The organism is Pseudoflavonifractor sp. AF19-9AC (assembly GCF_003478995.1).
In the GTDB taxonomy this organism is placed as follows: Bacteria; Bacillota; Clostridia; order Oscillospirales; family Oscillospiraceae; genus Lawsonibacter.
Genome location: NZ_QUGI01000007.1, coordinates 139,991 through 165,664, shown reverse-complemented (window position 1 = coordinate 165,664; position 25,674 = coordinate 139,991). Strand labels below are relative to the sequence as shown.

Here is a 25,674-nt window from a genome sequence, read left to right as displayed (position 1 = left end):
GGTTTCAGCATTCGCCAGTAGATTTATTCACACTCTTGTGATAAAATTTACTACAATCAAGAGCGTGATAGCACTAATTTTATGGGGGGATGCTTAATGAATAGAATTTTGAAAAAATTTTTACAGCGGGGTGTCGATTTAAGTCCTGTGGGAGTTGAACTCCGTGAGGATAATACAAATTATTTTTGTACCCCAAAAGGGGCATCGGTTTTTGGATGGGCAGGGATAGATGGTATCCACTTCTGTTTCATTCGTGGATTTGGAGAGATGGTTTTCTCTGTCAGCCCCATGAATACTTCTCCTGATTATGTTCATCCAGTAGCTGAAAATTTTACCGACTTTCTGCGGCTTATACTGGCTTGTGGTGATGTGGCGGCAGTGGAACAAGCGTGGATGTGGAACGAAGCACAGTTTGAAGCCTTTCTCAATGAAAACCCTACAACCCAGGAACAACAGCAAACTTTATCGGAAATTTCAGAGAAGATGAATTTGTTGCCTATGGAACAACCGTGGACATATATCAAAAACCTGCAATCTTCCTTTGATTACAGTCAGATTAAATACACAGAAGATTATTACGATAATGATATGACTTCAGAAGCAGAATTGGTTGCCCCTGAATGGAAGGTCTACTTTGATGGAGATTTCTGGGGACATCGAGGTAAAGACCGTGCCGGAAAAGAGATCAAGCTGGATAAACAATTCGATTGGGCTGGATATCATTGGGTAATTCCGGCAGCTTATTCATGTAGCAAAGGACTTGTCGTTGATTTTTGTATGCGAGTTGATTCAGAAAGCATCCGTGACTTCATGAAAAAATGGAATCTGGACTGGGAAAATGACTCATGTGAAAATTTTACCCGTGAGCAACAGATGCAGATGGAATGGGAAAACCCACTTTGTTTTAACTTCAAACCTTGCTTGAAGTTAAACGAGAAAATATTACAGACAACCCATGGCTGCGCTGTGAGCTTTAATCCTTGTCTGCCAGATGGCGTTATCAATGAGTTGGAAGCAAAATGGGCAATCGACCATTATGGGCTGGATAGTACTTATGGCTGGGTCATATGCAGAGACGTATTTCCTTGGGGAACCAAGCATCACCCTGAAATCAATAAACTTTTTCTTACAATGGAGCAGCAACCAGGACAAGTTCCAGGCTCACATTTCAAAGTTCACGCACCCGGAGATTCATTTATGTTTTCCCATCCTGTTAGCGGAATAACCCATACACTGACCGTGCAGGAAATAGAACAGCAGACAGTTCCTCAAAATAGTTTTGGTTCTGATCGCTGGATTTATCCGACACATTATATTGCCATGAGTTATACACTTACCCCTGAACCGATGGAGAACATTTCGGTTTTTGACTGTGATGAAGGCGATAGACCGATAGAAGTTACACCAGACGATCATTCGTTCCGTCCAGTTGGCAGTAGTTCCTGTTTTGTTGTTGGTGTTATTGGTGGTGCAGATGGTCCGACAGCAGTTATATATGGAACAAATTCACAAGAAAAACTTCATGCTGCTTGTTCTGCTCTGCACTTTGAACCGGTTGGTGATGATGTCGAGTGGCGTATCGTGTTCAATGTTACGCAGTTTGACAAAGAAACATTCCCAATTATCTAAAAATACCCTTAGAACTCTAAGGGCGCACTTCTATACTCTCTGTCGAGAGTAGTGCGTCCTGCGGAGCTTCATTCTCCGTCAGCAGAAGAAAACTGCATGACCGAGAATGTTGCGTCACTTCGTTCCGTCAAGGTGGCTACACCCCCTTGCGCCGCTAAAGCGGCTATCCCCTGTGGACTTGCCGTCCGCAAACGGTTTTGACAAACCGTTCGCCGCCAGCAAGTTTGAAAATCAAGAATCTTAATTTGATAAAGGAGTGTGATTCTATGAAAAAGAAATTACCCATAATCCTCTTGGGTGTTATTTTGGCTTGTGTGTTGGTTTTCGGTTTCCTTTATGCAAACAATGACATTGGTAAAACCGCAAACAGTTTAGAAGCAGACATTCGCCAATCTCAAAAAATTTTGGATGATTGGATTGTTGATGGAAGCATTTCCGACACAATGGCTGCATTTATTTCTTACCCACAGGACAAGACAGACCACACTTTTTCTGTCTATGTAAATCGCCCTGGCTTGTCTTTTGGATATTTCTTCCGTGGTGGTGGAGATATAGTTGAGGTTGATGATTACATTGCAGAGTTTGTTGTTGAGGGAAATAACGAAAGGGCATTTATCTCAATGAATACCCAAAATATTGTTCGACTTGAAGTAGATGATGGCAACGGCATTCAGGTGATTGATATTGATAGTGGCAAGCCTTTCGCCATTGTCCTGCCCCTCAATGTAGGAAACATCTGTTTCTATGATACGAATGGAAATGTTGTGGAATATCTTCGCCAACAACTTTGACCAACTTCAATTTACCGAACTGAACACAACAACTGAATACCGAAAAACTGACCGTTGACTGGTCGCAATCTGCGAAAAGTTGACGGTCTTTTTTTATCCCCATTTTCAAAAAAGGAGGTCACGAAAAATGGCAAAACCGAAAAACCTTGAACAGCTCCGAGCCGAAAAGGAACAGGTCGAGACACAGCTTGCACAGGAACAGCACAAGCTGGAGCGTCTGGAGAACAGAAAGAAGTATCTGGAGAAAGGCGAGAGACAAAAGCGCACCCACCGTCTTTGCAATCTGGGCGGCACGATTGAGAGCCTTGCCCCGGAGGTCAAAGATCTCACACGCACCGAAATGACAGAGCTGATGGAACAAATCTTTTCTTTGTCCGAAGTCCAGCGAGCCGTCCGTCACATGACGATTACCCACATCAGCCAAGCAAACAGAGAAAAGGAGTTGAGAGCCGATGGCACTATTTCATCTGAGCGTCACGCAGACTAAGCGAAGCGCAGGACAGTCCGCTATCGCTTCTGCTGCCTACCGAGCCGGGGAGCGATTGTATAGCGAGTATTACGGCGAATACAGCGACTACACCCGCAAGGGCGGCGTGATCTGCTCTGACATTCTCTTGCCGTCCCATGCACCGCCAGAATACGCAGACCGCCAAACCCTATGGAACGCCGTGGAAAAAGCCGAGCGTGGAAAGAACGCCCAGCTTGCATACAGCTTTGACATTGCCTTGCAGAATGAATTTTCCCTTGAGGAAAACATCGCTCTTGCAAGGCAATTTTTATTGGAGAACTTTGTAAGCCGGGGCATGGTGGTTGACTTCGCCGTACACCAGCCAGACCGGGAGGACGGCGGCATACCAAACCCGCATTTTCATGTGCTTTGCCCCATCCGCCCCATCAAGCAGAACGGCAAATGGGGACTAAAGCAACGCCGGGTGTATGAGCTGGACGAGGACGGCAACCGTATCCGAGACGCAGACGGAAAGTTTGTGTTCAACGCCGTTCCCACTACCGACTGGGGCAGTCCCGAAACGCTGGAACATTGGCGGCAGACATGGGCGGAACTATGCAACGCCAAGTTTGCGGAGAAAGGGCTTGATGTTCGTATCGACCACCGAAGCTATGAGCGTCAGGGCGTGGAGCTTCTTCCCACCGTCCATGAGGGCGCAACCGTCCGGGCAATGGAGAAGAAAGGCATACGCACCGAGAAAGGCGAGTTCAACCGCTGGATCAAAGCCACCAACGCCGTGATCCGGGACATCAAGAAGAAAATCACTTTGCTTATGGGCTGGATAGCGGATATGAAAGCCGAGCTTGCCAAGCCACAGGCACCCGACCTTGTTTCTCTGCTGAACGCCTATTACACCCAGCGCAAAGCCGGGGTGTATTCCCAGAAAGGCAAAATCAGCAACCTAAAGGAGATGAACGAGACTTTCAATTATCTCCGGGCAAACGGCATTTACACTCTTGAAGATTTGGAAAGCCGTGTCAGCGAACACAGTGCTGCCACAGAGAGCTTGAAGAAAACGCTGGACGAACAGACCGCCCGAATGAAAGCAATTAAGCAGATCTATGACAGCTCTGCTGCTTTCCAGAGCTTGAAGCCTGTCTATGACGGCTTGCAGAAAATCAAGTTTGAGAAGCCCAGAGTCAAGTACAAGGCAGAGCATGAAGCGGAACTGATACAGTTCTACGCCGCCAGACGAAAGCTGACCGAGGAGTTCCCGGACGGCAAGGTGGATATGAAAAAGCTGTCCGACGAGTATGACGAGCTGGAACAGGCACACGAAAGCACCTACGGCGAGTTTAAGGCTGTCAGAGACGATTTACACCGCCTTTGGAAGGTCAAGTCATGTGTAGATACTGCCGCCCGATTTAACGAGCGTACAGAGGAACAAAAGCTCCAAAATCGACCCCAAACACGACAGAAAAAGGAGGAACTATCCCGATGAATTATACCCAAGCGCAGATTGACCGGGCAAATGCCGTCAGTCTGGAAGATTTTCTCCGTACACAGGGAGAGACGCTTATCAAAAGCGGACGGGAATACCGCTGGAAAGAACATGACAGCCTGACCGTCCGGGGAAACAAGTGGTTTCGCCACAGCCAGAGCAAGGGCGGCTATCCCATTGATTTTGTCATGGAGTTTTACGGCAAGTCCTTTCCCGAAGCAGTCCAGCTCTTAACCGGCGAAAGCGCCGAGGGACAGACCGAAGCCACCACAGCACCGCCCACAGCGTTCCACTTGCCCTTGCACAACCGAACAGCCGACAGAGCAATCCAATATCTCACAGAAAGCCGAGGTCTCAACCCGAAACTGGTTGAGGCTTTTCTTCTTTCCGGGGATATTTACGAGGACGCAAAGCGGCACAATGTTGTGTTTGTCGGCAGAGACCGAAGCGGTACGCCGAGATACGCCCATGTGCGAGGAACGGCAGACCCATTCAGACAGGACATTGCCGGGTCTGACAAGTCCTATCCGTTCCGCTATGAGGGAAACGGCAACCATCTCTTTGTCTTTGAAGCACCGATAGACCTGTTATCGTTCATCTGCCTTTATCCGCAGGACTGGCAAAGCCGAAGCTATCTTGCGCTGGGCGGCGTTTCGGGCAAAGCCCTTGACCGTTTCCTTTCTGAACGCAAGGACACCCGAAAAGTGTTCCTCTGCCTTGACAGCGACACCGCAGGAAGCGAAGCCTGTACCCGACTGGCACAGTCCATTCCCGGCGAGATCGCCGTCATTCGCCTTGTCCCGGCAAGGAAAGACTGGAACGATGTTCTCCGTCAGCAAGGGGACATTCCCAGCCGCAAATTCATAGCCGAGACAATCACGCTGCGAGAGCTGCCCACCGCCCAGCCTGTTCCCATGCTCCGCATGGCAGATGTGGAGCTGACGAGCGTGGATTGGCTATGGTTTCCCTATATCCCATTTGGAAAGCTGACAATTATCCAGGGCAATCCCGGCGAGGGCAAGACCTACTTTGCCATGCGTCTTGCGGCGGCTTGCACCAACCGAAAGCCCTTGCCCGGTATGGAAACAATTGAGCCTTTTAATATCATCTATCAGACCGCCGAGGACGGTTTGGGCGATACCGTTAAGCCCCGGCTGATGGAAGCGGACGCAGACCTTGAACGAGTGCTTGTCATTGACGATAGAGACACGCCGCTGACCCTTGCCGATGAGCGCATAGCAAGGGCAATCCGTGAGAACAACGCAAGGCTGGTTATCATTGACCCGGTGCAGGCGTTTCTGGGCGCAGATGTGGACATGAACCGGGCAAATGAAGTCCGTCCCATCTTCCGCAGTCTGGGAGACATTGCACAGGCTACCGGGTGCGCTATCGTGCTGATCGGACACCTCAACAAAGCCGCAGGAACGCAAAGCACCTACCGGGGATTGGGGTCTATCGACATTACGGCGGCAGTCCGCAGTCTGCTTTTTATCGGCAAGCTGAAGGACAGCCCCACAACGAGGGTGCTTATCCATGAGAAAAGCTCCCTTGCGCCGCCCGGACAGTCCCTTGCCTTTTCTCTGGGAGACGAGAAAGGCTTTGAATGGATAGGAGCTTATGACATTACCGCTGACGAGCTTCTTGCCGGGGCAGACACCGCCAAGACCGAGAGCAAGACCGCACAAGCACAAATGCTCATTCTGGAACTGCTGGCAGATGGAAAGCGTATGCCGAGCGCAGAGCTGGAAAAGGCAGTCAATGAGCGTGGGATTTCTTCACGCACCATGAGAACGGCGAAGAGCCGTATCGGGGACAGACTTGTGACCGAGAAAGATGGCACAGCATGGGTCTGCTATCTCCGCAACTGACAACAGGAACACGGCAAGCGTGGCAAAGACGGCAAGGTTTTTATAGATACCTTAATGTTGCCGCCTTGCCTTGTTCCCTCATACCGACGCCGCCCGATGATGAACAGTCACCGGGCATTTTTCATTTACAGGAGGATTTTGAATGAACAATACCGCAACCAACACCGCCACTTGCCCGACTGTCAGAAAGCAGATCGGCAAGACCACCTATATCGTCCGTGTGCATTTCAGCCAGACCGCAAAAGAGACGATGGAGGACAAAATCAAGCGTCTGCTCCGTGAGGAAGTCCGCAAAATGTGACTTCTTTTTGAATTTGATAAAAAAGTCCTTGACTTTTCGTCTCTGGCAAGACCCTGAAATCCATCCTGATTAGCTGCGGCGCCCGCCTTGCCCCCTTCGATATTGCGGAGCTTCGGGAGATCATGTCTGACGATGAACTGGAGCTGGATACCCTGGGCGACCGGAAAACGGCGCTGTTCCTCATTATGAGCGACACGGACACCACCTTCAACTTCGTTATCGCCATGCTGCAAAGCCAGTTATTCAATCTCCTTTGCGACAAGGCGGACGATGTGTACGGCGGCAGGCTGCCCGTCCATGTACGGTGCCTCCTAGACGAGTTCGCCAATATCGGGCAGATACCCAACTTTGACAAGCTGATCGCCACCATCCGAAGCCGGGAAATCTCGGCTTCTATTATTTTGCAGTCCCAAAGCCAGTTAAAGACCATCTACAAGGACGCCGCGGATACCATTGTGGGCAACTGCGACACCACCTTGTTTTTGGGAGGCAAGGAGAAATCCACCCTGAAAGAAATCTCGGAGCTGCTGGGCAAGGAGACCATCGACAGCTTCAATCAATCCGAGAACCGGGGCAGCCAGGTTTCCCACGGCCTCAACTATCAGAAATTAGGAAAGGAGCTGATGACTCAGGACGAGATTGCGGTGATGGACGGAGGCAAGTGTATCTTGCAGCTTCGAGGGGTGCGGCCGTTTTTCAGCGACAAGTTTGATATAACCAAGCACCCCCGCTACAAATACCTTGCCGACGCCGACAAGAAAAACACCTTTGACATTGAACGGTACATGAAACGCAGACCGGCCATCGTGAAGCCGGACGAGCCTTTCGATCTGTACGAATTGAAAGCCACCGATCTTCAACCCAACAATTCAACTGAACGAAAGGAACTGTGAATATGAGCTTTTTTACTAACGCTATCGACGTTTTGCAGACTCTGGTCATCGCCCTGGGCGGCGGTCTGTGCGTGTGGGGCGGCATCAACCTTCTGGAAGGTTACGGCCAGGACAACCCTGCCTCCAATGCTCATGTACGGTAAAGAAGCAAGCAACCGAAAACAATAGATAGACCGCCAGCACTACACTATTCCGAACCAAAGACCAAAAGATAAGCATTTTGAGAAAATCTAAACTTTTGGATTTTCCTACAATGCCGACTACGGCGGAATCCCTCCCACTCCTTATATATTTCTTTCTGTATACATTGAATTTGTATTTAGTAAAATGCAGACAACACCACGGATCGGCTTTTGGCTGGACAATTCCAACCAAACACCGCAGCAGACAGTAGAAACCATTCTGAACGTTAGGAAGCCGGTATGATTGTTACATATAAGGGGAAGAAAAATTTCTTTTAGATACTTGTTTTCCTAAAACTGATGTGATATAATAATTCCATTCCAGAAAAGGAGTAAAAAATATGCGGCAAGGTATTCTTAAATAAAACTATAATCAAATAGTGGGAACAAAGGATTATGATAGTCCCTTTTGTAGGGGCTTAGTTTTTTGTACCCAATTTAAGAATACTTTTGCCTTATCAATTTTGACATATCCCCAAAAACAGCACTCACAAACAGGTGTATGCTGTATATGTGTATGTCCGCAAATTATCATCCCCAGTGGTAAAAGTATTTTACTGCTGGGGATTTTTATGCCCTTCGGGGCAGTAAAGGGAGGACAATCACATGAAAATAATCAATATTGGAATTCTTGCCCATGTAGACGCTGGAAAGACGACCTTGACGGAGAGCCTGCTATATGCCAGCGGAGCCATTTCAGAACCGGGGAGCGTCGAAAAAGGGACAACGAGGACGGACACCATGTTTTTGGAGCGGCAGCGTGGGATTACCATTCAAGCGGCAGTCACTTCCTTCCAGTGGCACAGATGTAAAGTCAACATTGTGGATACGCCCGGCCACATGGATTTTTTGGCGGAGGTGTACCGCTCTTTGGCTGTTTTAGATGGGGCCATCTTGGTGATCTCCGCTAAAGATGGCGTGCAGGCCCAGACCCGTATTCTGTTCCATGCCCTGCGGAAAATGAACATTCCCACCGTTATCTTTATCAACAAGATCGACCAGGCTGGCGTTGATTTGCAGAGCGTGGTTCAGTCTGTTCGGGATAAGCTCTCCGCCGATATTATCATCAAGCAGACGGTGTCGCTGTCCCCGGAAATAGTCCTGGAGGAAAATACCGACATAGAAGCATGGGATGCGGTCATCGAAAATAACGATAAATTATTGGAAAAGTATATCGCAGGAGAACCAATCAGCCGGGAAAAACTTGTGCGGGAGGAACAGCGGCGGGTTCAAGACGCCTCCCTGTTCCCGGTCTATTATGGCAGCGCCAAAAAGGGCCTTGGCATTCAACCGTTGATGGATGCGGTGACAGGGCTGTTCCAACCGATTGGGGAACAGGGGAGCGCCGCCCTATGCGGCAGCGTTTTCAAGGTTGAGTACACCGATTGCGGCCAGCGGCGTGTCTATCTACGGTTATACAGCGGAACGCTGCGCCTGCGGGATACGGTGGCCCTGGCCGGGAGAGAAAAGCTGAAAATCACAGAGATGCGTATTCCATCCAAAGGGGAAATTGTTCGGACAGACACCGCTTATCAGGGTGAAATTGTTATCCTTCCCAGCGACAGCGTGAGGTTAAACGATGTATTAGGGGACCAAACCCGGCTCCCTCGTAAAAGGTGGCGCGAGGACCCCCTCCCCATGCTGCGGACGACGATTGCGCCGAAAACGGCAGCGCAAAGAGAACGGCTGCTGGACGCTCTTACGCAACTTGCGGATACTGACCCGCTTTTGCGTTGCGAAGTGGATTCCATCACCCATGAGATCATTCTTTCTTTTTTGGGCCGGGTGCAGTTGGAGGTTGTTTCCGCTTTGCTGTCGGAAAAATACAAGCTTGAAACAGTGGTAAAGGAACCCTCCGTCATTTATATGGAGCGGCCGCTCAAAGCAGCCAGCCACACCATCCATATCGAGGTGCCGCCCAACCCGTTTTGGGCATCCATAGGACTGTCTGTTACACCACTCTCGCTTGGCTCCGGTGTACAATACGAGAGCCGGGTTTCGCTGGGATACTTGAACCAGAGTTTTCAAAACGCTGTCAGGGATGGTATCCGTTACGGGCTGGAGCAGGGCTTGTTCGGCTGGAACGTAACGGACTGTAAGATTTGCTTTGAATACGGGCTTTATTACAGTCCGGTCAGCACGCCGGCGGACTTCCGCTCATTGGCCCCGATTGTATTGGAACAGGCATTGAAGGAATCGGGGACGCAGCTGCTGGAACCTTATCTCTCCTTCATCCTCTATGCGCCCCAGGAATACCTTTCCAGGGCTTATCATGATGCACCGAAATACTGTGCCACCATCGAAACGGCCCAGGTAAAAAAGGATGAAGTTGTCTTTACTGGCGAGATTCCCGCCCGCTGTATACAGGCATACCGTACTGATCTGGCCTTTTACACCAACGGGCGGAGCGTATGCCTTACAGAGCTGAAAGGATATCAGGCCGCTGTCGGTCAGCCGGTCATCCAGCCCCGCCGTCCAAACAGCCGCCTGGACAAGGTGCGCCATATGTTTCAGAAGGTAATGTAAAGATACATAATCGTCAAGACGGCAACAATCAGCGGATTACATTTTGGATATTGCGTGTGGCAATGGAAATTATTCTTCGTATCTTGCACAAAGAGGTGCTTCGGTTGTCGCTTTTGATTACAGCAAAAAAATGATAGAATTGGCTAAAAGACGGCAATCACAATATGCAAAACAAATTGAATTTTGTGTGGCGGATGCGACCGATAGAAAAAGTATATTAGAATTAAAAAGAAATCGAGCCTTTACGAAAGCAGTTTCTAATATGGCAATTATGGATATTACGGACATTGAACCACTTCTTATGGCTGTTTATGAACTGTTGCAGGAAAGCGGAATTTTTGTCTTTGCAACGCAACACCCTTGTTTTGTCACGTTGACTGAAAAATATATGACACCGCACAGTTACTATGATATAGCGATTGAAGGGCAACCGAAAGAGCAGATTTATTATCATCGTTCCATACAAGATATTTTTAACCTTTGTTTTAGAGCTGGATTTGTCATTGATGGATTTTATGAAGAATGTTTCAAAACCAACAAAGAAATTCCTATGGTAATGATAGTAAGGCTTAAGAAGGTAAAACGTGATAGCTTAAAATAAATTCAAGTTTGTCGGGTAAATAGCAAACCCAGCCGAGCCAGTCAACGATAAAATGAACGCCGCTTCGCGCCGTCGTTGACAGCCCCGCCCGTCTTTGCTGGTAGGCAATCAAGGGGCGACAGCAAGGAGTACTGCCGCCCCGCACTATTATTCAGAGAGGGGGAATTTCCATGACCGAAGATGAAGCCTACAAGGTGCATATCCAGTACACATTCAATGCCTTTTGCAAGGTAGTCATTCGTCACGCAGCCATAGATAAAATCTTGAAGCTGCGCCGGAGGTGGGAACGGGAAGTTTCCCTTGATTATCTGATGAGTGAAAAGTTTGTCCAGCTTGCCGAGCCGGAGTAGCTTGAAGAATATCTTTTTACCGCCTGCGGCCAGACCGCCGTTCTGTATCATGCGGAGCTTGCCGCCGCCCTTGCCCTTTTGCCGGAGCAGACGCAGGAAGAAATTTTTCGTTACTATTTCCTGCGCCAGCCGCAGCGAGTGATCGGCGTACATATTGGCCGGACACGCAGCACAGCGGGGCGGCATATCCGGCTTGCCTTGCAGCGGTTAAGGCGGCTCATGGAGGGAAATGACTATGAGTAAACTTCTCCCCTATGAAACAATCGTCAAAGCCCATGAGGGCGACCCGGACGCAATCGACACCATTCTTTCCCACTATGCCGGATATATCCGCTACTGTTCCAAAGTACACGGGAAAGTCAACGCCGAAGTTGAGGAACATATAAAGCAACAGCTCATTGCCGCCCTGTTCAAATTTCGCTTTGACCGATAAACAAAGAACAAACACTGGCTGTCATTAGCGGTTTCACTCCAGCCAGTTTACAATTCATCTATTCCTAAAGGAAGCAGGTCATAGTATAATAGAACCAACGACAAATATACTTTTAGGGGAGATATAGCAATATGAAAAGTAATAAATACTTAACTATTGGCTTATTAACAGGATTTATTGTCGGTGGTTGCATAGGTGTGTTGGCATGGGCGTTTTTGCAAAATCTTTTTGCTATTTCTATTTGTGCAGGTATCGGAATGTTGATTGGAATTGTTATAGGTACATTGATTGATTATGAAAAAAATAATCATCAAGAGAAATAGAAAAAATGCACAATGCCTTAAAGGGAAAACAGGAATTTATTGTGCTATCCATCATCGGGCCAACCTGACCTGAACTTTCAAAACTGAATATCCACCGCCCATCGGCGGCCAGCGAAAGCAGTAAGTCTGAAAAAGATTTGCTGCTTTTTTCTTTATCCGTTTGGCAAAATCGCAAAGTCATCCGTAGTAGGTAGGTGAAGCCGGAAACAAAAAATTTTCTGCGGCGGTAGCCAAATCTGCATTTTCTGTATTTCTAAGGCAAAGGAAAATTTGAGAAAATTCCCGGCAAGCGGGTAGCTGGCGGCCTTTGAAATGTATCTTTAGCGGAAAGAAAGAACTGCGGGTAAAAATCGCCCCACGCCGTAAGATTTTTGCAGAAATCCGGCCAAAACAGGCGGCAGCTATACGAGTAGTAAGTGCAAGGGGAAATCTACGGCTTACTTAGAGCAAGTTTCTACCACGGTGCCAAAATCCGCAATTCTGCGGTTTTGCCCCTCGCGGGAAACTTGTTGGGGAGTGCCTTCCCCAAACCCTGCTATGCGGCTTACGCCGCAAAAATATTTCTGTCCGGCAGACAGGAAATGCCCCGAAAATAGCTAACAGACCAGCCCATTTTTTGTGATAAGTGAAAGGAGGTTTACAGCCCATGCCGAAGCGATACAACACCCCCCACCGCAGCCATGTTGTGAAAACCCGGCTGACCGATGAAGAATACGCCGACTTCACAGAACGGCTTGCGCCCTATGGTATCAGTCAGTCCGAATTTCTCCGGCAGGCCATCCGGCGCACTACCATACGCCCCGTACTCCATGTGTCGTCAGTCAATGACGAGCTGCTCTCCGCTGTCGGGAAGCTCACAGCCGAGTACGGCAGGATTGGCGGCAATCTCAACCAGATTGCCCGCACCCTCAACGAGTGGCATAGCCCCTACCCGGCTATGGCAAAGGAATTGCGGGAAGCGGCCGCCGACCTTGCCGCCCTCAAGTATGAAGTCCTAAAGAAAGTAGGTGACGCCGTTGGCAACACTCAAGCATTTAGGCTCTAAGAACGCCGACTACGGAGCCGCCGAACAATACCTGCTCTTTGAGCATGACGAATTTACTATGAAGCCCGTCCTTGATGAAAACGGCAGGCTTATCCCCCGTGAGGATTATCGCTTGTCCACGCTGAACTGCGGCGGCGAGGATTTTGCCGTTGCGTGTATGCGCTCCAATCTCCGCTATGAGAAAAATCAGCGGCGGGAGGATGTGAAAAGCCACCACTATATCATCAGCTTTGACCCACGGGACGGGCCGGACAACGGCCTGACCGTAGACCGGGCGCAGGCGTTGGGGGAGCAATTCTGTAAAGAGCATTTCCCCGGCCATCAGGCCCTTGTCTGCACCCACCCGGACGGGCATAACCACAGCGGCAACATCCATGTGCATATCGTCATTAACAGCCTGCGGATAGAGGAAGTGCCGTTCCTGCCCTACATGGACAGGCCAGCGGACACGAAAGCCGGGTGCAAGCACCGCTGCACCGACGCAGCCCTACGCTACTTCAAGTCCGAGGTCATGGAGATGTGCCACCGGGAAGGACTTTACCAAATCGACCTCTTGAACGGCAGCAAGAACCGTGTCACAGACCGGGAATATTGGGCGCAGAAAAAGGGACAGGCCGCACTGGACAAGCAGAACGCCCCCATGATTGCAGGCGGTATCACGCCCCGGCAGACCAAGTTTGAAACGAACAAGGAGAAGCTGCGGCAGACCCTACGGAAAGCCCTTGCCACCGCTGCCAGCTTTGACGAGTTTTCCTCTCTGCTGTTGCGGGAGGGTGTGACCGTCAAGGAGAGCCGGGGGCGGCTGTCCTACCTCACGCCAGACAGGACGAAGCCTATCACCGCCCGGAAGCTGGGCGGCGACTTTGACCGCACCGCCGTCCTTGCCGTTTTGGAGCAGAACGCCCAGAGGGGCGTAACGGTTCGCTACACCCCGCAGCACCAAGCCGCCAGAGCCGCCGAACAGACCGCAGCCATACCCGAATACCTACACGCCGGGAAAGGCCGCTTACAGGGCGAAAAGACAGGGAAAATCGACCCCAGACAGGACAGTGTGCAGCGGCTTGTGGACATTGAGCAGAAGATGGCCGAGGGCAAGGGCAAAGGCTATGAACGATGGGCGAAGATACACAATCTGAAACAGGCCGCCAAGACCCTGACCATCTACCAACAGTACGGCTTTTCTTCCCCGGAACAGCTTGAAGCCGCCGTTGCTACCGCCTATCAGGAAATGCGCCAGACCAGCGGCGAACTGAAAGCACTGGAAACGAAGCTGCAAGGGAAAAGGGAGTTGCGGCAACAGGTACTTGCCTATGCCAAGACCAAGCCCATCCGCGAGGGGCTGAAAGCGCAGAAATCCGAGAAAGCCCGCGCCGCATACCGCCAGGCAAACGAGAGCGATTTTATCATAGCCGAAGCCGCCGCCCGGTATTTCAAGGCACAGGGGCTTACCAAGCTGCCCGGCCGAAAAGCGTTGCAGGCCGAGATCGAGCAGCTTATCTCCGAGAAAGACGGCCTGTACAACACCTATCACGAACAGAAGCAGCGGTTCAGGGAGTTGCAGACCGTCAAGCGGAACATCGACCAGATTTTGCGCCGGGAAGAGCCGCACCGCAGAAAGGAGCAGAGCCATGAACGATAAGCCGTCCCGCATGGACTACCGCCAGCACCAGGCAGCCCGCCGCCTTGTGCATGAGTGCTGTAACTACGACGAGGGGAACTGCCTGCTGTTAGACGACGGGGAGCCTTGCGTGTGCGTCCAGAGCATTTCCTATTCCCTCATGTGCCGCTGGTTCCGTGTGGCTGTCCTGCCCCTTGACGGGGAGCTGGCCGCAGCCCTCTTGTACCGGGGGAGCCGGAAACGCTGCGCGGTCTGCGGGGCGGCCTTTGTCCCCAAATCCAACCGGGGGAAATACTGCCCCGGCTGCGCCGGGTGCATGAAGAAACGCAAAGCCGCCGAGAGAAAGCGGAAACAAAGGCAGAAATGTCACGCTTTAGAGCCTTTCAAACCCGCATAAATCAAGGCTTTTTTCGTGGGTGTCAAAGGGTATGCGATACATTTATCCTTTCCCCCCGGAAATGCCGTCCTAATGCGTGACAAAGCCCAAAAACGACACAACACAGAGGGAGGTGATACTATCGCTGATTATATCAGGGCAGACACCACGCTGCCCGCCTATCTTCCATACCCCCGTTTCCTGCTGAAAATGGAGATTTCACAGACCGCCAAGCTGCTGTATGCGCTTTTATTAGACCGCTCCACCCTGTCACAGAAGAACGGCTGGCAGGACGGCGAGGGCAGGATATTCATTGTCTACCCCGTTGCGGAGATAGCGGAAATGCTGGACAAGGGTTGTACCGCCATCAAGGGAGCCTTGAAAGAACTGGACGCAGCCGGGCTTTTAGAACGGGAACGGCGGGGCTTCTCCGCACCCAATCGGCTTTATGTGAAAGTGCCGCCTGTCCCAGTGGTACGGTTTTCCGACCAACTGATGGCCGGAAAAGCGACCCTCATACAGTCGGAAAAGCGACCTTATGACGGTCGGAAAACCGACCCTATGATGGTCGGAAAACCGACCCCTAACAAAACTAATATAAACAACTTAATAGAGAACCAAACAATGAGAGCGAGTGGGGAGCCGCCCACAGCTTATGGCCGATATGAGAATATTTTTCTGTCAAAGGACGAATATGACGAGTTACAGGCAGAATACCCGGACAGGCTGGAACGGCTGATTGAGGAAATGAGCCATTACCTTGCCGCCAGCGGGAAAGCCTACCAGAATTATGCCGCCGCCTTGCACAGATGGGCGGCCAATGACAAAAAGGGAGCCGTAAAACAGGGCATCCCCGACTATACCTGTATGGAGGGAGAAAGCTTATGACAAGTGAAATCAAAGATATTTTGGAGAACATGACAACCGCCGCCCCGGAGATGGAGGACTATATCGGCGAGGACGGACTGCTTTACTGCGGAAAGTGCCATACGCCGAAAGAAGCCTACTTCCCGGAGGGTAAGGAGCTGTTTGGCCGTGACCGCCACCCGGCAGAGTGCGACTGCCAGAGAGCCGCCCGTGAGCAGCGGCAGGCCGCCGAGGAACACCGCCGCCATGTGGAAGCCGTGGAAAATCTGAAACAGAGGGCTTTTGCCGACTCAGCCATGCAGCAATGGACATTCGAGAACGACAACGGCAGAAACCCGCAGACCGGGATTGCCCGGCGGTATGCGGAGCATTGGGAAGAAATGCAGGCCGAAAACATCGGCTGCCTGTTCTGGGGGAACGTCGGCAACGGGAAAAGCTACCTTGCGGGCTGTATCGCAAACGCCCTCATGGAGAAAGAAGTCCCCGTATATATGACGAACTTCGCCGTTATCCTGGGCGACCTCTCTCCCGGCTTTACAGGCCGGAATGAGTATATTTCCCGCCTTTGCCGCTATCCGCTGCTTATCATTGACGACTTCGGCATGGAGCGTGGCACCGACTATGGACTGGAACAGGTATTCCATGTGATTGATACCCGATACCGCAGCAACAAGCCGCTGATCGCCACCACCAACCGCCCGCTGGACGAGTTGAAAAAGCCGACAGACACGGCCCATTCCCGGATTTATGACCGACTGCTGTCCATGTGCGTCCCGATACGCTTTACTGGCGTCAACTTCCGGCAGGAAACCGCAAAGCGGAAAATGGAAACCATGAAGAAACTGCTGGCTGAATGAAAGGAGTATTGCCTATGGAGAATATCAAGCAGCACGACCACCGTACCACCCGCCGCCCCGACTGCGTGACGGAAATCCGCATGGGGAATACCGTTCTTGTCGTGTCCGGCTTTTTCAAGAAAGACACCACCAGCACCGCCGCCGACAAGATGGCGAGGGTACTGGAAGCGGAAGCCGCTGCTACACAAAAAAAGGCGATTTGACAAGCTGTAAAGAAGCAGATTTATCACTTTTACCGCTGTACAGCCGCCCCTGTTCCGTGGTACAATGAAACCACGGAATAGTGGGGCTGGCTGTCGGAAACGGAGGATTTTATGTTAAGACAAGCCACCCAAAACCTCATTACCGCCCTTTATCCGAGATTGTCCCATGAGGACGAATTGCAAGGCGAGAGCAATTCCATTTCCAACCAGAAACGGATTTTGGAAGCCTACGCCAAGCAGAACGGCTTTACCAATCTGCGCTGGTACACCGACGACGGCTACTCAGGTGCGAACTTCCAGCGGCCCGGATTTCAAGCCATGCTTGCAGACATTGAAGCCGGGAAAGTCGGCACCGTCATAGTCAAGGACATGAGCAGGCTGGGGCGTAATTACTTGCAGGTGGGATTTTACACGGAAATGCTGTTCCCTCAAAAGGGCGTGCGTTTTATCGCTGTCAATGACAACGTGGACAGCGCAAACGGCGGCATGGACAATGATTTTACCCCTCTGCGGAACTTATTTAACGAATGGCTGGTGAGAGATACGAGCAAGAAAATCAAGGCAGTAAAGAAAGCAAAAGGCATGAGCGGCAAGCCTGTAACCAGCAAGCCAGTCTATGGCTATCTCATGGACAAGGACGAGAACTATATCGTTGACGAGGAAGCCGCCCCGGTTGTCCGGCAGATTTACCAGCTTTGCCTTGCGGGAAATGGCCCGACCAAGATTGCCCGTATGCTGACGGAGCAGCAAATCCCCACGCCGGGGACGCTGGAATACCGCAGGACGGGCAGCACCCGACGCTACCACCCCGGCTATGAGTGCAAGTGGGCGACAAACACCGTCGTCCATCTGCTGGAAAACCGGGAGTACACTGGCTGTCTGGTAAACTTCAAGACGGAGAAGCCCTCTTACAAGGTCAAGCACAGCGTTGAGAACCCCATCGAGAAGCAGGCTATCTTCCCAAATCACCATGAGCCGATTATCGACACGGAAACATGGGAGCGTGTGCAGGAGTTACGCAAGCAGCGAAAACGCCCGAACCGCTATGATGAAGTGGGGCTGTTCTCTGGTATGCTGTTCTGCGCCGACTGCGGCCATGTGCTGTATCAGCAGCGGTATCAGAACAAGAACCGCAAGCAGGACTGTTATATCTGCGGCAGCTACAAGAAGCGTACCCGTGACTGTACGGCACACTTTATCCGCACCGACCTTTTGACGGCGGGCGTGCTTTCCAATCTCCGGCAAGTGACGGAATACGCCGCCAGGCATGAGAGCCGCTTTGTAAAGCTGCTCATCCAGCAGAACGAAATCGGCGGCAAGAGAAAGACCGCCGCAGCCACGAAGCAGCTTGAACAGGCCCAGACACGCATTGCCGAAGTGAACCGCATTATCAAGCGGCTGTATGAGGACAATGTAAGCGGCAAAATCAGCGACGAGCGTTTCATGGAGCTGTCGGCGGACTATGAGCAGGAGCAGCGGGAACTGAAAGACCGGGCTGCCGCTTTGCAGGAGGAACTTTCCAAGTCGCAGGCCGCCACCGTCAACGCCGAGAAATTCATGGGGATTGTGAGAAAGCACCTTGCTTTTGAAGAATTGACCCCCACCCTCTTGCGGGAAATGATTGAGAAAATCGTCGTGCATGAGTGCAGCTATGACGAGAACGGCACCCGCAGGCAGGACATTGAGATTTATTACAGCTTTGTCGGCAAGATAGACTTGCCGGAAGCCTAACGCCTGACCTATCCGACACAGCCCTAAGTGCCGGATAGGAACGGCAAAATTTTTTACACTTCTATTACTTCTTTATCGCACATTAGCAAAAAGCCAGGGCATCAAGCAGCTCATGGCGGGCGGCGGCGTTGCCCTCATCGGCATCACCCTGATTCCCCTGCTGTCCGGTCTGCTGTCCACCACCTGATGTTTCTCCAAAACCGGCGGGGGCTTTCGCTTGATAGCGGGAGCCCCCGCAAAGGAGGTGATCTCCCTTGATATTGGATATGATCCAAGAGTGGTTCAAGGAACTGCTCATTGACGGTATCATTTCAAACCTGACCGGCATGTTTGATACCCTGAACACAAAGGTGGGCGAGATCGCCGGGGAGGTCGGCATGACGCCCGCCGCCTGGAACAGCAGCATCTTCAACATGATCCGCAACCTCTCGGAGACGGTGATCGTCCCCATCGCGGGCATTATCCTCACCTTCGTCATGTGCTACGAGCTGATCCAGCTCATCATCGAGAAAAATAACCTCCACGACTTCGACACCTGGATTTTCTTCAAGTGGATTTTCAAGACCTTCTGTGCGGTTCTGATCGTCACGAACACCTGGAACATCGTCATGGCGGTGTTCGATGTGGCGCAGAATGTGGTCAGCCAGTCAGCGGGGGTCATTATCTCGGACGCGGGCATCGACATCTCCAGCGTGGTGGGCGATCTGGAGACCCAGCTTGCCGACTGGAGCGTGGGCGCTCTGCTGGGGCTGTGGTTCCAGAGCGTTTTCGTGGGGCTGTGTACGCAGATACTTTCCATCTGCATCTTCCTGGTGATCTACGGCAGAATGATTGAGGTCTATTTGGTGACCTCCATAGGCCCCATCCCCTTTGCCACGATGGTCAACCGGGAATGGGGCTCCACGGGGCAGAACTATCTTCGCTCTCTGCTGGCCCTGGGCTTCCAGGCCTTCCTCATTATGATCTGTGTGGGCATCTATGCCGTGCTGGTGGAGGGCATCTCCACATCCGGCGACAACATATCCGCAGCCATCTGGGGCTGTATGGGCTATACGGTCCTACTGTGCTACACCCTGTTCAAGACCGGCAGCCTTGCAAAATCCCTGTTCGGTGCCCACTAAAGGAGGTGTGAAACATTGGCTTATGTAACGATCCCGAAGGACCTGAGCCGGATACAGAGCAAGGTCCTGTTCGGGCTGACCAAACGACAAGTGATCTGTTTCGGAGCGGCGGCGCTGATAGGCGTGCCGCTTTTCTTTTTGGCAAAGGCGAGCCTAGGGACCACCACGGCGGCGCTGTGCATGATTCTGGTGATGCTGCCCTTTTTCCTGTTCGCCATGTACGAGAAGAACGGACAGCCGCTGGAAGTGTTCCTGGGCCATCTGATCCAGAACAAATTCATCCGGCCGAAGGTGCGCATCTACCGGACCAACAATCTCTATTCCGCCCTGGTGCGGCAATCCCAACTGGAACAGGAGGTGAAGCGGATTGCGAGAAGAGGCAGAAAGACCGGCAAAGCGTAAGCTCACCCGTGCCGAGCGCAAGCAGATCGAGGCGGTGATCCGGCAGGCAAAGGGCGACGGAAAAGCCCACACCGTGCAGGACAGCATCCCGTTTCAAAATATGTTTCCCGACGGCCTGTGCAGGCTGGAGGGCGGCACCTTCTCCAAAACCATTGCCTTTGAGGATGTGAATTACCGCCTGGCGGGGCCGGAGGACCAGCGGAGCATCTTTGAAAGCCTTTGCGACTTCTACAACGGCTACGACCCCTCCATCGGCGTCCAGGTTTCTTTGGACAGCCGCAGCGGAGGCAGCGCCGCCGATGAAATGTTCGGCATCCGCAGGCAGGGCAACGACCTGGACCCCATCCGGGACGAGGCGGTGGACATCCTGCGGATGCAGTACAAGCGGGGCAACAACGGCTATGTGAAAACCAAGTATGTGACTCTGACCATCGAGGCGGAGAACCTTCCGGCGGCCCGGGCGCGGTTTGCCCGCATTGAAACCGACACTCTCAACCGCTTCAAGGTCATGGGGGCGGCGGCTCATGTGCTGGACGGGAAGGAACGGCTGGAGCTGCTTTACAACATCCTCCACCCGGAGGGAGGGCAGTTCGCCTTTGAATGGGACTGGCTCCCGGCCAGCGGCCTTTCGGTGAAGGACTTCATTTCTCCGTCCTCTTTCCACTTTGGGGAGACTCGTACCTTCCGCATCGGCAAACGGTACGGGGCGGTTTCCTTCCTGCAAATTTTGGCGCCGGAGATGCACGACCGTATCCTCACCGACTTCATGGAGGCGGACGGAAATATCATGGTCACCATGCACATCCGGGGCATCAACCAGAACGAGGCCATCAAAATGGTCAAGCGGAAGATCACCGACCTGGACGCCATGAAGATACAGGAGCAGAAGCGGGCGGTGCGCAGCGGCTACGATATGGACATCCTTCCTTCCGATCTCTCCACCTACGGCGGCGCGGCAAAGGACCTTCTCACCGACCTGCAATCCCGCAACGAGAGAATGTTCAACATGACCTTCCTGGTGCTGCACACGGCGGAGACCCGGCAAAAGCTGGAGATTGCCGTGTCCCAGGCGGCCAGCGTCGCCCAGACCTACAACTGCCTTCTGACCCGGCTGGACTTCCAGCAGGAGGACGGGCTTATGAGCAGCCTTCCGTTGGGCCTCAACCGCATCAAGATTGAACGGAGCCTGACCACATCGGCCCTGGCGGTGTTCGTCCCCTTTGTCACCCAGGAGGTGTTCATGGGCGGCGACGCCATGTACTACGGTCTCAACGCCCTCTCCAACAACATGATCCTGCTGGACCGCAAGCAATCCCGCTGTCCCAACGGCCTTGTGTTCGGCACGCCCGGCAGCGGCAAATCCATGAGCTGCAAACGGGAGATCACCTTTATCATGCTGATGACCCAGGATAATGTTATTATCTGCGACCCGGAGGACGAGTATTCGCCCCTGGTGAAGCGGCTGGGCGGTCAGGTGATCCGGCTTTCCCCGTCCAGCACCGACTATGTGAACCCCCTGGACATCAACCTCAACTACTCCGAGGAAGAAAATCCGCTGGCGCTGAAATCCGATTTCGTACTGTCCTTCTGTGAGCTCATCATGGGCAGCAAGACGGGGCTGGAGGCCATCGAGAAAACCGTCATCGACCGGGCGGTGCAGATGATCTATCAGCCCTACTTTGCCGATCCCCGGCCGGAGAATATGCCGATTTTGGGCGACCTGATGAACGCCCTGCTATCCCAGCACATCCCGGAGGCCGACCGGGTGGCCCAGGCATTGGACCTCTATGTGAACGGTTCGCTGAACTTCTTCAACCACCGCACCACCGTGGACATCTCCAATCGCCTTGTCTGCTTTGACATCAAGGGCCTGGGCAAGAACCTGAAAAAGCCGGGGATGCTCATTGTCCAGGACGCGGTGTGGAACACCGTCACTATCAACCGGGCGATTGGCCGGTCTACCTGGTATTTCGTGGACGAGTTCCACCTTCTGCTGAAGGAGGAACAGACCGCGGCGTACAGCGCCGAGATTTGGAAGCGGTTCAGAAAGTGGGGCGGCATCCCCACCGGGGCGACCCAGAACCCCAAAGACTTGCTTTCCTCCCCGGAGATCGAAAACATCCTGGAGAACAGCGATTTCATCTATATGCTCAATCAGGCGGCGGGCGACCGGAAGATACTGGCGGAGCGGCTGAACATTTCTTCGGAGCAGCTTGCCTATGTGACCAACTCCGAGCCGGGCCATGGGCTGCTGTTCTTCAACAATGTCATCCTGCCTTTTGCAGATGACTTCCCGAAGGATACCGAACTCTACAAACTGCTCACCACCAAGCCCAGCGAGGTGGAACATGAGGAAAGGATGGGATAAGGATATGGAACAGGAAAAGCTGTATGTCATCGAGGAAAAGACCTATGAGGCGCACATCGACGAGGAAGTTCATCTCTACGGGCTGCTGCACCAGCTGGCCTTTCTTGCCGAGAAGATCAAGGACCGCCGGGACATGGAGAACCTGATCGACACCGCCCGGCGATATGGCGAGATCGCCGACCAGATGTTTGACCGTTGGGACATCCCCGGCCGCTATCTGGTGTTCGGCGACAAGGCCGACCTTGCCCGGCTGAAGGCCCTGGAGCTGTGTGAACTGGACGCCTTCTATGTGGAGGGCGAGGATGACGAGGATCAGCCCCATGCCTGACCGTCTCACCCATGTCAGCCTGTTTTCCGGCATCGGTGGGCTGGACCTGGCGGCGGAGGCGGCAGGCTTTGAAACGGTCTGTCAATGCGAGTGGGCGGATTATCCCTATTCTATCCTGCAAAAGCATTGGCCGGATGTGCCGAAATTCCGGGACATCACCACATTCACGAAGGAGGCGTTTTTTGAGAAAACAGGACTTGAAACCATCACAATCCTCTCTGGCGGCTTCCCGTGCCAGCCCTTCTCCACCGCAGGAAAGCGGCGGGGCTTTGCGGATGAACGCTACCTGTGGCCGGAGATGTGCCGCGTTATTGCCGAACTGCGGCCCCGTTGGGTGCTTGGGGAAAATGTTGCTGGCTTCATCAATATGGGGCTCGACAAAACGATTTTTGACCTGGCAAAAGCGGGATACGCTGTTCTCCCATTCGTATTTCCGGCTTGCGGCGTCGGCGCATGGCATGAGCGCCAGCGAACTTTTATCGTCGCGGCTGATGTTTCCCACACCCCTTGCCTCCGACAAATCCACGGGGCGGGACGCTGCCAACCTGGATGTGTTCCTGTCGGACAATGGGATATTCCGCAAACGGAACAAGGATGGGTCGATCTGGAGCCTCAGCCTATCGGCGGCGGTGTTCTACCTGACCCCGGCGGCGTCAGAGGGCTACCGTTCCACCCTGAAACCGTCGGCCTTCCGGGACAAGTCCCCGTCCTCCAACCTGTCGGCTCAGGTGATCCGGCAGGAGCAGCCCCTTTCCGAGAAGGCGGCGCTGAACCCGGACTGGGTGGAATGGCTCATGGGATTCCCCCCGAAATGGACGGACGCATCCTATGGCGTGCCGAGCCCGAAGGAGTCCCCCGCATGACCGAGGACACCGACAACCGGGCGCTGCGGCTGAAAACCCTGGGGAACGCGGTCTGCCCGCCCCAGGCCTATCCCATTTTCCAGTACATCGCCATGATCGAAACCGGGGCGTGTGCCGACATCTGCCCCTATGGAACAGGAGGTGACGCACCTTGAAAGAATGGAAAGCCCCCGAAAAGGAGGCGCAGAAGATGACCCGTGACGGGGCGGTATCCGTCAATCTGGTCACGGGCGAGACCACCTATCCCTCTGATCGGACGCCGGAGCAGGACCATTCCGCATCCGGCGACACGGCGGGCGCCGCTGGAAAAGTGGTGGACCGTGCGGAACTGCACCGGGAACAGGCAGCAGCCAAAAAGAAGCGCCGAAAACAGCGCAGAGCCTATCGGGAGGGCGAGGCGGCGGCAAGCCGCCCATCCTCCCGATTGCAGTTTTCCGAGGCAGACCGGGCGGTGCCGGAGCTGCAAGGGGCCATTCGCAAGTCGGATAAGGCGGCGGACCGGCTGGACGCGGCAAAGGCTGCTGTTCCGTCCAAACCGCCATCCCCCCAGCATACCAACCCGCTGTCCCGCCCCATCCAGGAGGCAGGCGCGGCAATCCACGGCAAGATTCGGGAGGTAGAGCAGGAAAATTCCGGCGTCCAGTCGGGCCACCTGGGGGAACGCAGCTTTGAGAAGGCTGTGGGCTACGGAAACCGCCGTGTCCAGAACTGGCGAGCAGAACGCAAGCTGAAACCCTGGCGGGATGCGGCAAAGGCGGAGCAGGCGGCGGTCAAGGCCAATGCGGATTTCTACTATCGGAAAGCCGTGGCGGAGAACCCCCAGCTTGCATCCAATCCCGTCTCCCGCCTGTGGCAGAAACGGAAGCTGCAAAAGCGATATGCGGCGGCATACCGGACGGCGGGCAAGACCGTCCAAGCCGGGAAAACAGCGGAGGCCACGGCAAAGGCGGCCAAGAAAACCGCCCAGGAGTCCAAGCGCACCGCCCTTTTCCTGAAACGGCATTGGAAGGGCGCGCTGATTGTGGGCGGTATTGGCCTTCTGCTGGTGATGTTGCTGGGCTCCCTGCAATCCTGTTCCTCCATGTTCGGCGGCGGGGTGTCCAACATCATGGCGTCCTCCTATCTCTCCGAGGATTCCGATATGCTGGCGGCGGAAGAAGCCTACTGCGCCAAAGAGGATGAATTGCGGGAGTACCTGGATACCTACGAGGCCACCCACGACTATGACGAGTATCACTTCGACCTGGACGAGATCGAGCACGACCCCTATGTGCTGATCTCTATTTTGTCGGCGCTCCATGATGGGGTGTTCACCATTGACCAGGTACAGGGTGACCTTCAAACCCTCTTTGACAAGCAATACATTCTCACCGAAACCGTGACCACGGAGACCCGGTATCGGACGGAGGCACGGACGGACAGCGAAGGCAATGAGTATGAGGTGGAAGTTCCGTACACCTGGTATATCTGTACCGTGACATTGGAGAACTTCGACCTCTCCCATGTGCCGGTCTACATGATGGGTGAGGAACAGCTTTCCTTGTATGCCACCTATATGTCCACCCTGGGCAACCGCCCCGATCTGTTCCCGTCCTCCGGGTATGTGAACAAGTACATCGAGAACCCGCCCACCGCCTGGGAGATTCCCGCTGAATATCTCACGGACGAACGGTTCAACACCCTCATTACCGAGGCGGAAAAATACCTGGGCTATCCCTATGTATGGGGCGGCAGCAGCCCCAGCACCTCTTTTGATTGCAGCGGCTTCGTCAGCTATGTGCTGACCAACAGCGGCCTGTGCAATACCGGGCGGCTGGGCGCTCAGGGGCTCTACAACATTTCCACCCCAGTATCCGACCCCCAGCCCGGCGATCTGGTGTTCTTCGTGGGGACCTATGATACCAGCGGCGTGTCCCATGTGGGCATTTATGTAGGCGACGGGATGATGCTGCACTGTGGCGACCCCATCCAGTATTCCAACCTGAACACAAGTTACTGGCAGTCCCATTTCTACGCATACGGCAGACCGCCGTACAACTGATGGAGGTG

Annotated in this window: 23 protein-coding genes and 4 pseudogenes; all 27 read left to right on the top strand. The window is 53.1% G+C overall.

Annotated features, from left to right (window positions below; translation table 11 throughout):
* Window positions 1–96 precede the first annotated feature (96 nt).
* The 27 genes and pseudogenes from DWX58_RS12675 to DWX58_RS12530 all read left to right on the top strand — a co-directional run bounded on the left by DWX58_RS12675 (window position 97) and on the right by DWX58_RS12530 (window position 25,666).
* Window positions 97–1,629 (top strand): hypothetical protein, encoded by a 1,533-nt coding sequence (locus DWX58_RS12675; protein ID WP_015573038.1) that lies wholly within the window; start codon window positions 97–99, stop codon window positions 1,627–1,629.
* Between the two features lie 266 nt (window positions 1,630–1,895).
* The gene (locus DWX58_RS12670; protein ID WP_015516227.1) at window positions 1,896–2,420 is read left to right on the top strand and encodes a hypothetical protein; all 525 of its coding nucleotides are present in this window, start codon (window positions 1,896–1,898) and stop codon (window positions 2,418–2,420) included.
* 127 nt (window positions 2,421–2,547) lie between these two features.
* On the top strand, window positions 2,548–2,907 hold the full coding sequence (locus tag DWX58_RS12665; RefSeq protein WP_118296913.1) for a DUF3847 domain-containing protein: 360 nt from the start codon (window positions 2,548–2,550) through the stop codon (window positions 2,905–2,907).
* Entirely contained in the window at window positions 2,873–4,369 is a 1,497-nt protein-coding gene (mobQ, locus tag DWX58_RS12660; RefSeq protein ID WP_118644337.1) for a MobQ family relaxase, read from the top strand. Before DWX58_RS12665 ends, mobQ begins: the two co-directional genes overlap by 35 nt.
* Window positions 4,366–6,237, top strand: a complete 1,872-nt coding sequence (locus DWX58_RS12655) for an AAA family ATPase (RefSeq protein ID WP_118644335.1) — start codon at window positions 4,366–4,368, stop codon at window positions 6,235–6,237. The genes mobQ and DWX58_RS12655 overlap by 4 nt, the downstream gene beginning before the upstream one ends.
* A gap of 142 nt (window positions 6,238–6,379) precedes the next feature.
* Window positions 6,380–6,538 carry a transposon-encoded TnpW family protein gene (locus DWX58_RS12650; protein WP_006428300.1) on the top strand — a complete coding sequence of 53 codons (159 nt, stop codon included), beginning with the start codon at window positions 6,380–6,382 and terminating at the stop codon, window positions 6,536–6,538.
* A gap of 41 nt (window positions 6,539–6,579) precedes the next feature.
* Window positions 6,580–7,431 (top strand): annotated as a pseudogene (locus DWX58_RS12645) (TraM recognition domain-containing protein); the annotation flags it as partial.
* Between the two features lie 2 nt (window positions 7,432–7,433).
* Complete coding sequence (locus DWX58_RS12640) at window positions 7,434–7,574, top strand: Maff2 family mobile element protein (RefSeq protein ID WP_082425512.1); 141 nt, start codon at window positions 7,434–7,436, stop codon at window positions 7,572–7,574.
* A gap of 645 nt (window positions 7,575–8,219) precedes the next feature.
* On the top strand, window positions 8,220–10,139 hold the full coding sequence (gene tet(W) / locus DWX58_RS12630) for a tetracycline resistance ribosomal protection protein Tet(W) (RefSeq protein WP_117715369.1): 1,920 nt from the start codon (window positions 8,220–8,222) through the stop codon (window positions 10,137–10,139).
* Window positions 10,140–10,170: 31 nt separating this feature from the next.
* Window positions 10,171–10,740: pseudogene (locus DWX58_RS12625) on the top strand (class I SAM-dependent methyltransferase); the annotation flags it as partial.
* Between the two features lie 170 nt (window positions 10,741–10,910).
* A pseudogene (locus DWX58_RS15720) lies at window positions 10,911–11,333 on the top strand (sigma-70 family RNA polymerase sigma factor).
* Complete coding sequence (locus DWX58_RS12610) at window positions 11,326–11,523, top strand: helix-turn-helix domain-containing protein (protein ID WP_001909500.1); 198 nt, start codon at window positions 11,326–11,328, stop codon at window positions 11,521–11,523. Before DWX58_RS15720 ends, DWX58_RS12610 begins: the two are co-directional and overlap by 8 nt.
* A 131-nt stretch (window positions 11,524–11,654) precedes the next feature.
* A complete protein-coding gene (locus tag DWX58_RS15715) occupies window positions 11,655–11,846 on the top strand; it encodes a hypothetical protein (protein WP_000841357.1) in 192 nt (63 codons plus the stop codon).
* 646 nt (window positions 11,847–12,492) lie between these two features.
* Window positions 12,493–12,891, top strand: a complete 399-nt coding sequence (locus DWX58_RS12595) for a plasmid mobilization relaxosome protein MobC (RefSeq protein ID WP_001126628.1) — start codon at window positions 12,493–12,495, stop codon at window positions 12,889–12,891.
* Window positions 12,863–14,530 (top strand): relaxase/mobilization nuclease domain-containing protein, encoded by a 1,668-nt coding sequence (locus DWX58_RS12590; RefSeq protein ID WP_009249723.1) that lies wholly within the window; start codon window positions 12,863–12,865, stop codon window positions 14,528–14,530. The genes DWX58_RS12595 and DWX58_RS12590 overlap by 29 nt, the downstream gene beginning before the upstream one ends.
* Window positions 14,520–14,906, top strand: coding sequence for a cysteine-rich VLP domain-containing protein (locus DWX58_RS12585; protein ID WP_000998386.1), 387 nt, complete (start codon window positions 14,520–14,522; stop codon window positions 14,904–14,906). Before DWX58_RS12590 ends, DWX58_RS12585 begins: the two co-directional genes overlap by 11 nt.
* A gap of 72 nt (window positions 14,907–14,978) precedes the next feature.
* A complete protein-coding gene (locus DWX58_RS12580) occupies window positions 14,979–15,773 on the top strand; it encodes a replication initiator protein A (RefSeq protein WP_001205019.1) in 795 nt (264 codons plus the stop codon).
* The gene (locus DWX58_RS12575) at window positions 15,770–16,609 is read left to right on the top strand and encodes an ATP-binding protein (protein WP_000200031.1); all 840 of its coding nucleotides are present in this window, start codon (window positions 15,770–15,772) and stop codon (window positions 16,607–16,609) included. Before DWX58_RS12580 ends, DWX58_RS12575 begins: the two co-directional genes overlap by 4 nt.
* A 14-nt stretch (window positions 16,610–16,623) precedes the next feature.
* The gene (locus DWX58_RS12570) at window positions 16,624–16,812 is read left to right on the top strand and encodes a transposon-encoded TnpW family protein (protein ID WP_000427739.1); all 189 of its coding nucleotides are present in this window, start codon (window positions 16,624–16,626) and stop codon (window positions 16,810–16,812) included.
* A 111-nt stretch (window positions 16,813–16,923) separates the two neighbouring features.
* Entirely contained in the window at window positions 16,924–18,543 is a 1,620-nt protein-coding gene (locus DWX58_RS12565) for a recombinase family protein (RefSeq protein ID WP_000945966.1), read from the top strand.
* Window positions 18,544–18,628: 85 nt separating this feature from the next.
* A pseudogene (locus DWX58_RS16000) lies at window positions 18,629–18,730 on the top strand (Maff2 family protein); the annotation flags it as partial.
* Between the two features lie 67 nt (window positions 18,731–18,797).
* The gene (locus tag DWX58_RS12555; RefSeq protein ID WP_243093488.1) at window positions 18,798–19,664 is read left to right on the top strand and encodes a VirB6/TrbL-like conjugal transfer protein, CD1112 family; all 867 of its coding nucleotides are present in this window, start codon (window positions 18,798–18,800) and stop codon (window positions 19,662–19,664) included.
* Window positions 19,665–19,679: 15 nt separating this feature from the next.
* Window positions 19,680–20,066, top strand: a complete 387-nt coding sequence (locus tag DWX58_RS12550) for a PrgI family protein (RefSeq protein WP_118644331.1) — start codon at window positions 19,680–19,682, stop codon at window positions 20,064–20,066.
* 34 nt (window positions 20,067–20,100) lie between these two features.
* Window positions 20,101–22,434 (top strand): PrgI family protein, encoded by a 2,334-nt coding sequence (locus DWX58_RS12545; protein WP_347559178.1) that lies wholly within the window; start codon window positions 20,101–20,103, stop codon window positions 22,432–22,434.
* A 4-nt stretch (window positions 22,435–22,438) separates the two neighbouring features.
* A complete protein-coding gene (locus DWX58_RS12540; protein ID WP_118644327.1) occupies window positions 22,439–22,762 on the top strand; it encodes a hypothetical protein in 324 nt (107 codons plus the stop codon).
* Window positions 22,755–23,780 (top strand): DNA (cytosine-5-)-methyltransferase, encoded by a 1,026-nt coding sequence (dcm, locus tag DWX58_RS12535; RefSeq protein ID WP_118644435.1) that lies wholly within the window; start codon window positions 22,755–22,757, stop codon window positions 23,778–23,780. Before DWX58_RS12540 ends, dcm begins: the two co-directional genes overlap by 8 nt.
* 35 nt (window positions 23,781–23,815) lie before the next feature.
* Window positions 23,816–25,666, top strand: coding sequence for a C40 family peptidase (locus tag DWX58_RS12530; protein WP_118644433.1), 1,851 nt, complete (start codon window positions 23,816–23,818; stop codon window positions 25,664–25,666).
* Window positions 25,667–25,674 lie beyond the last annotated feature (8 nt).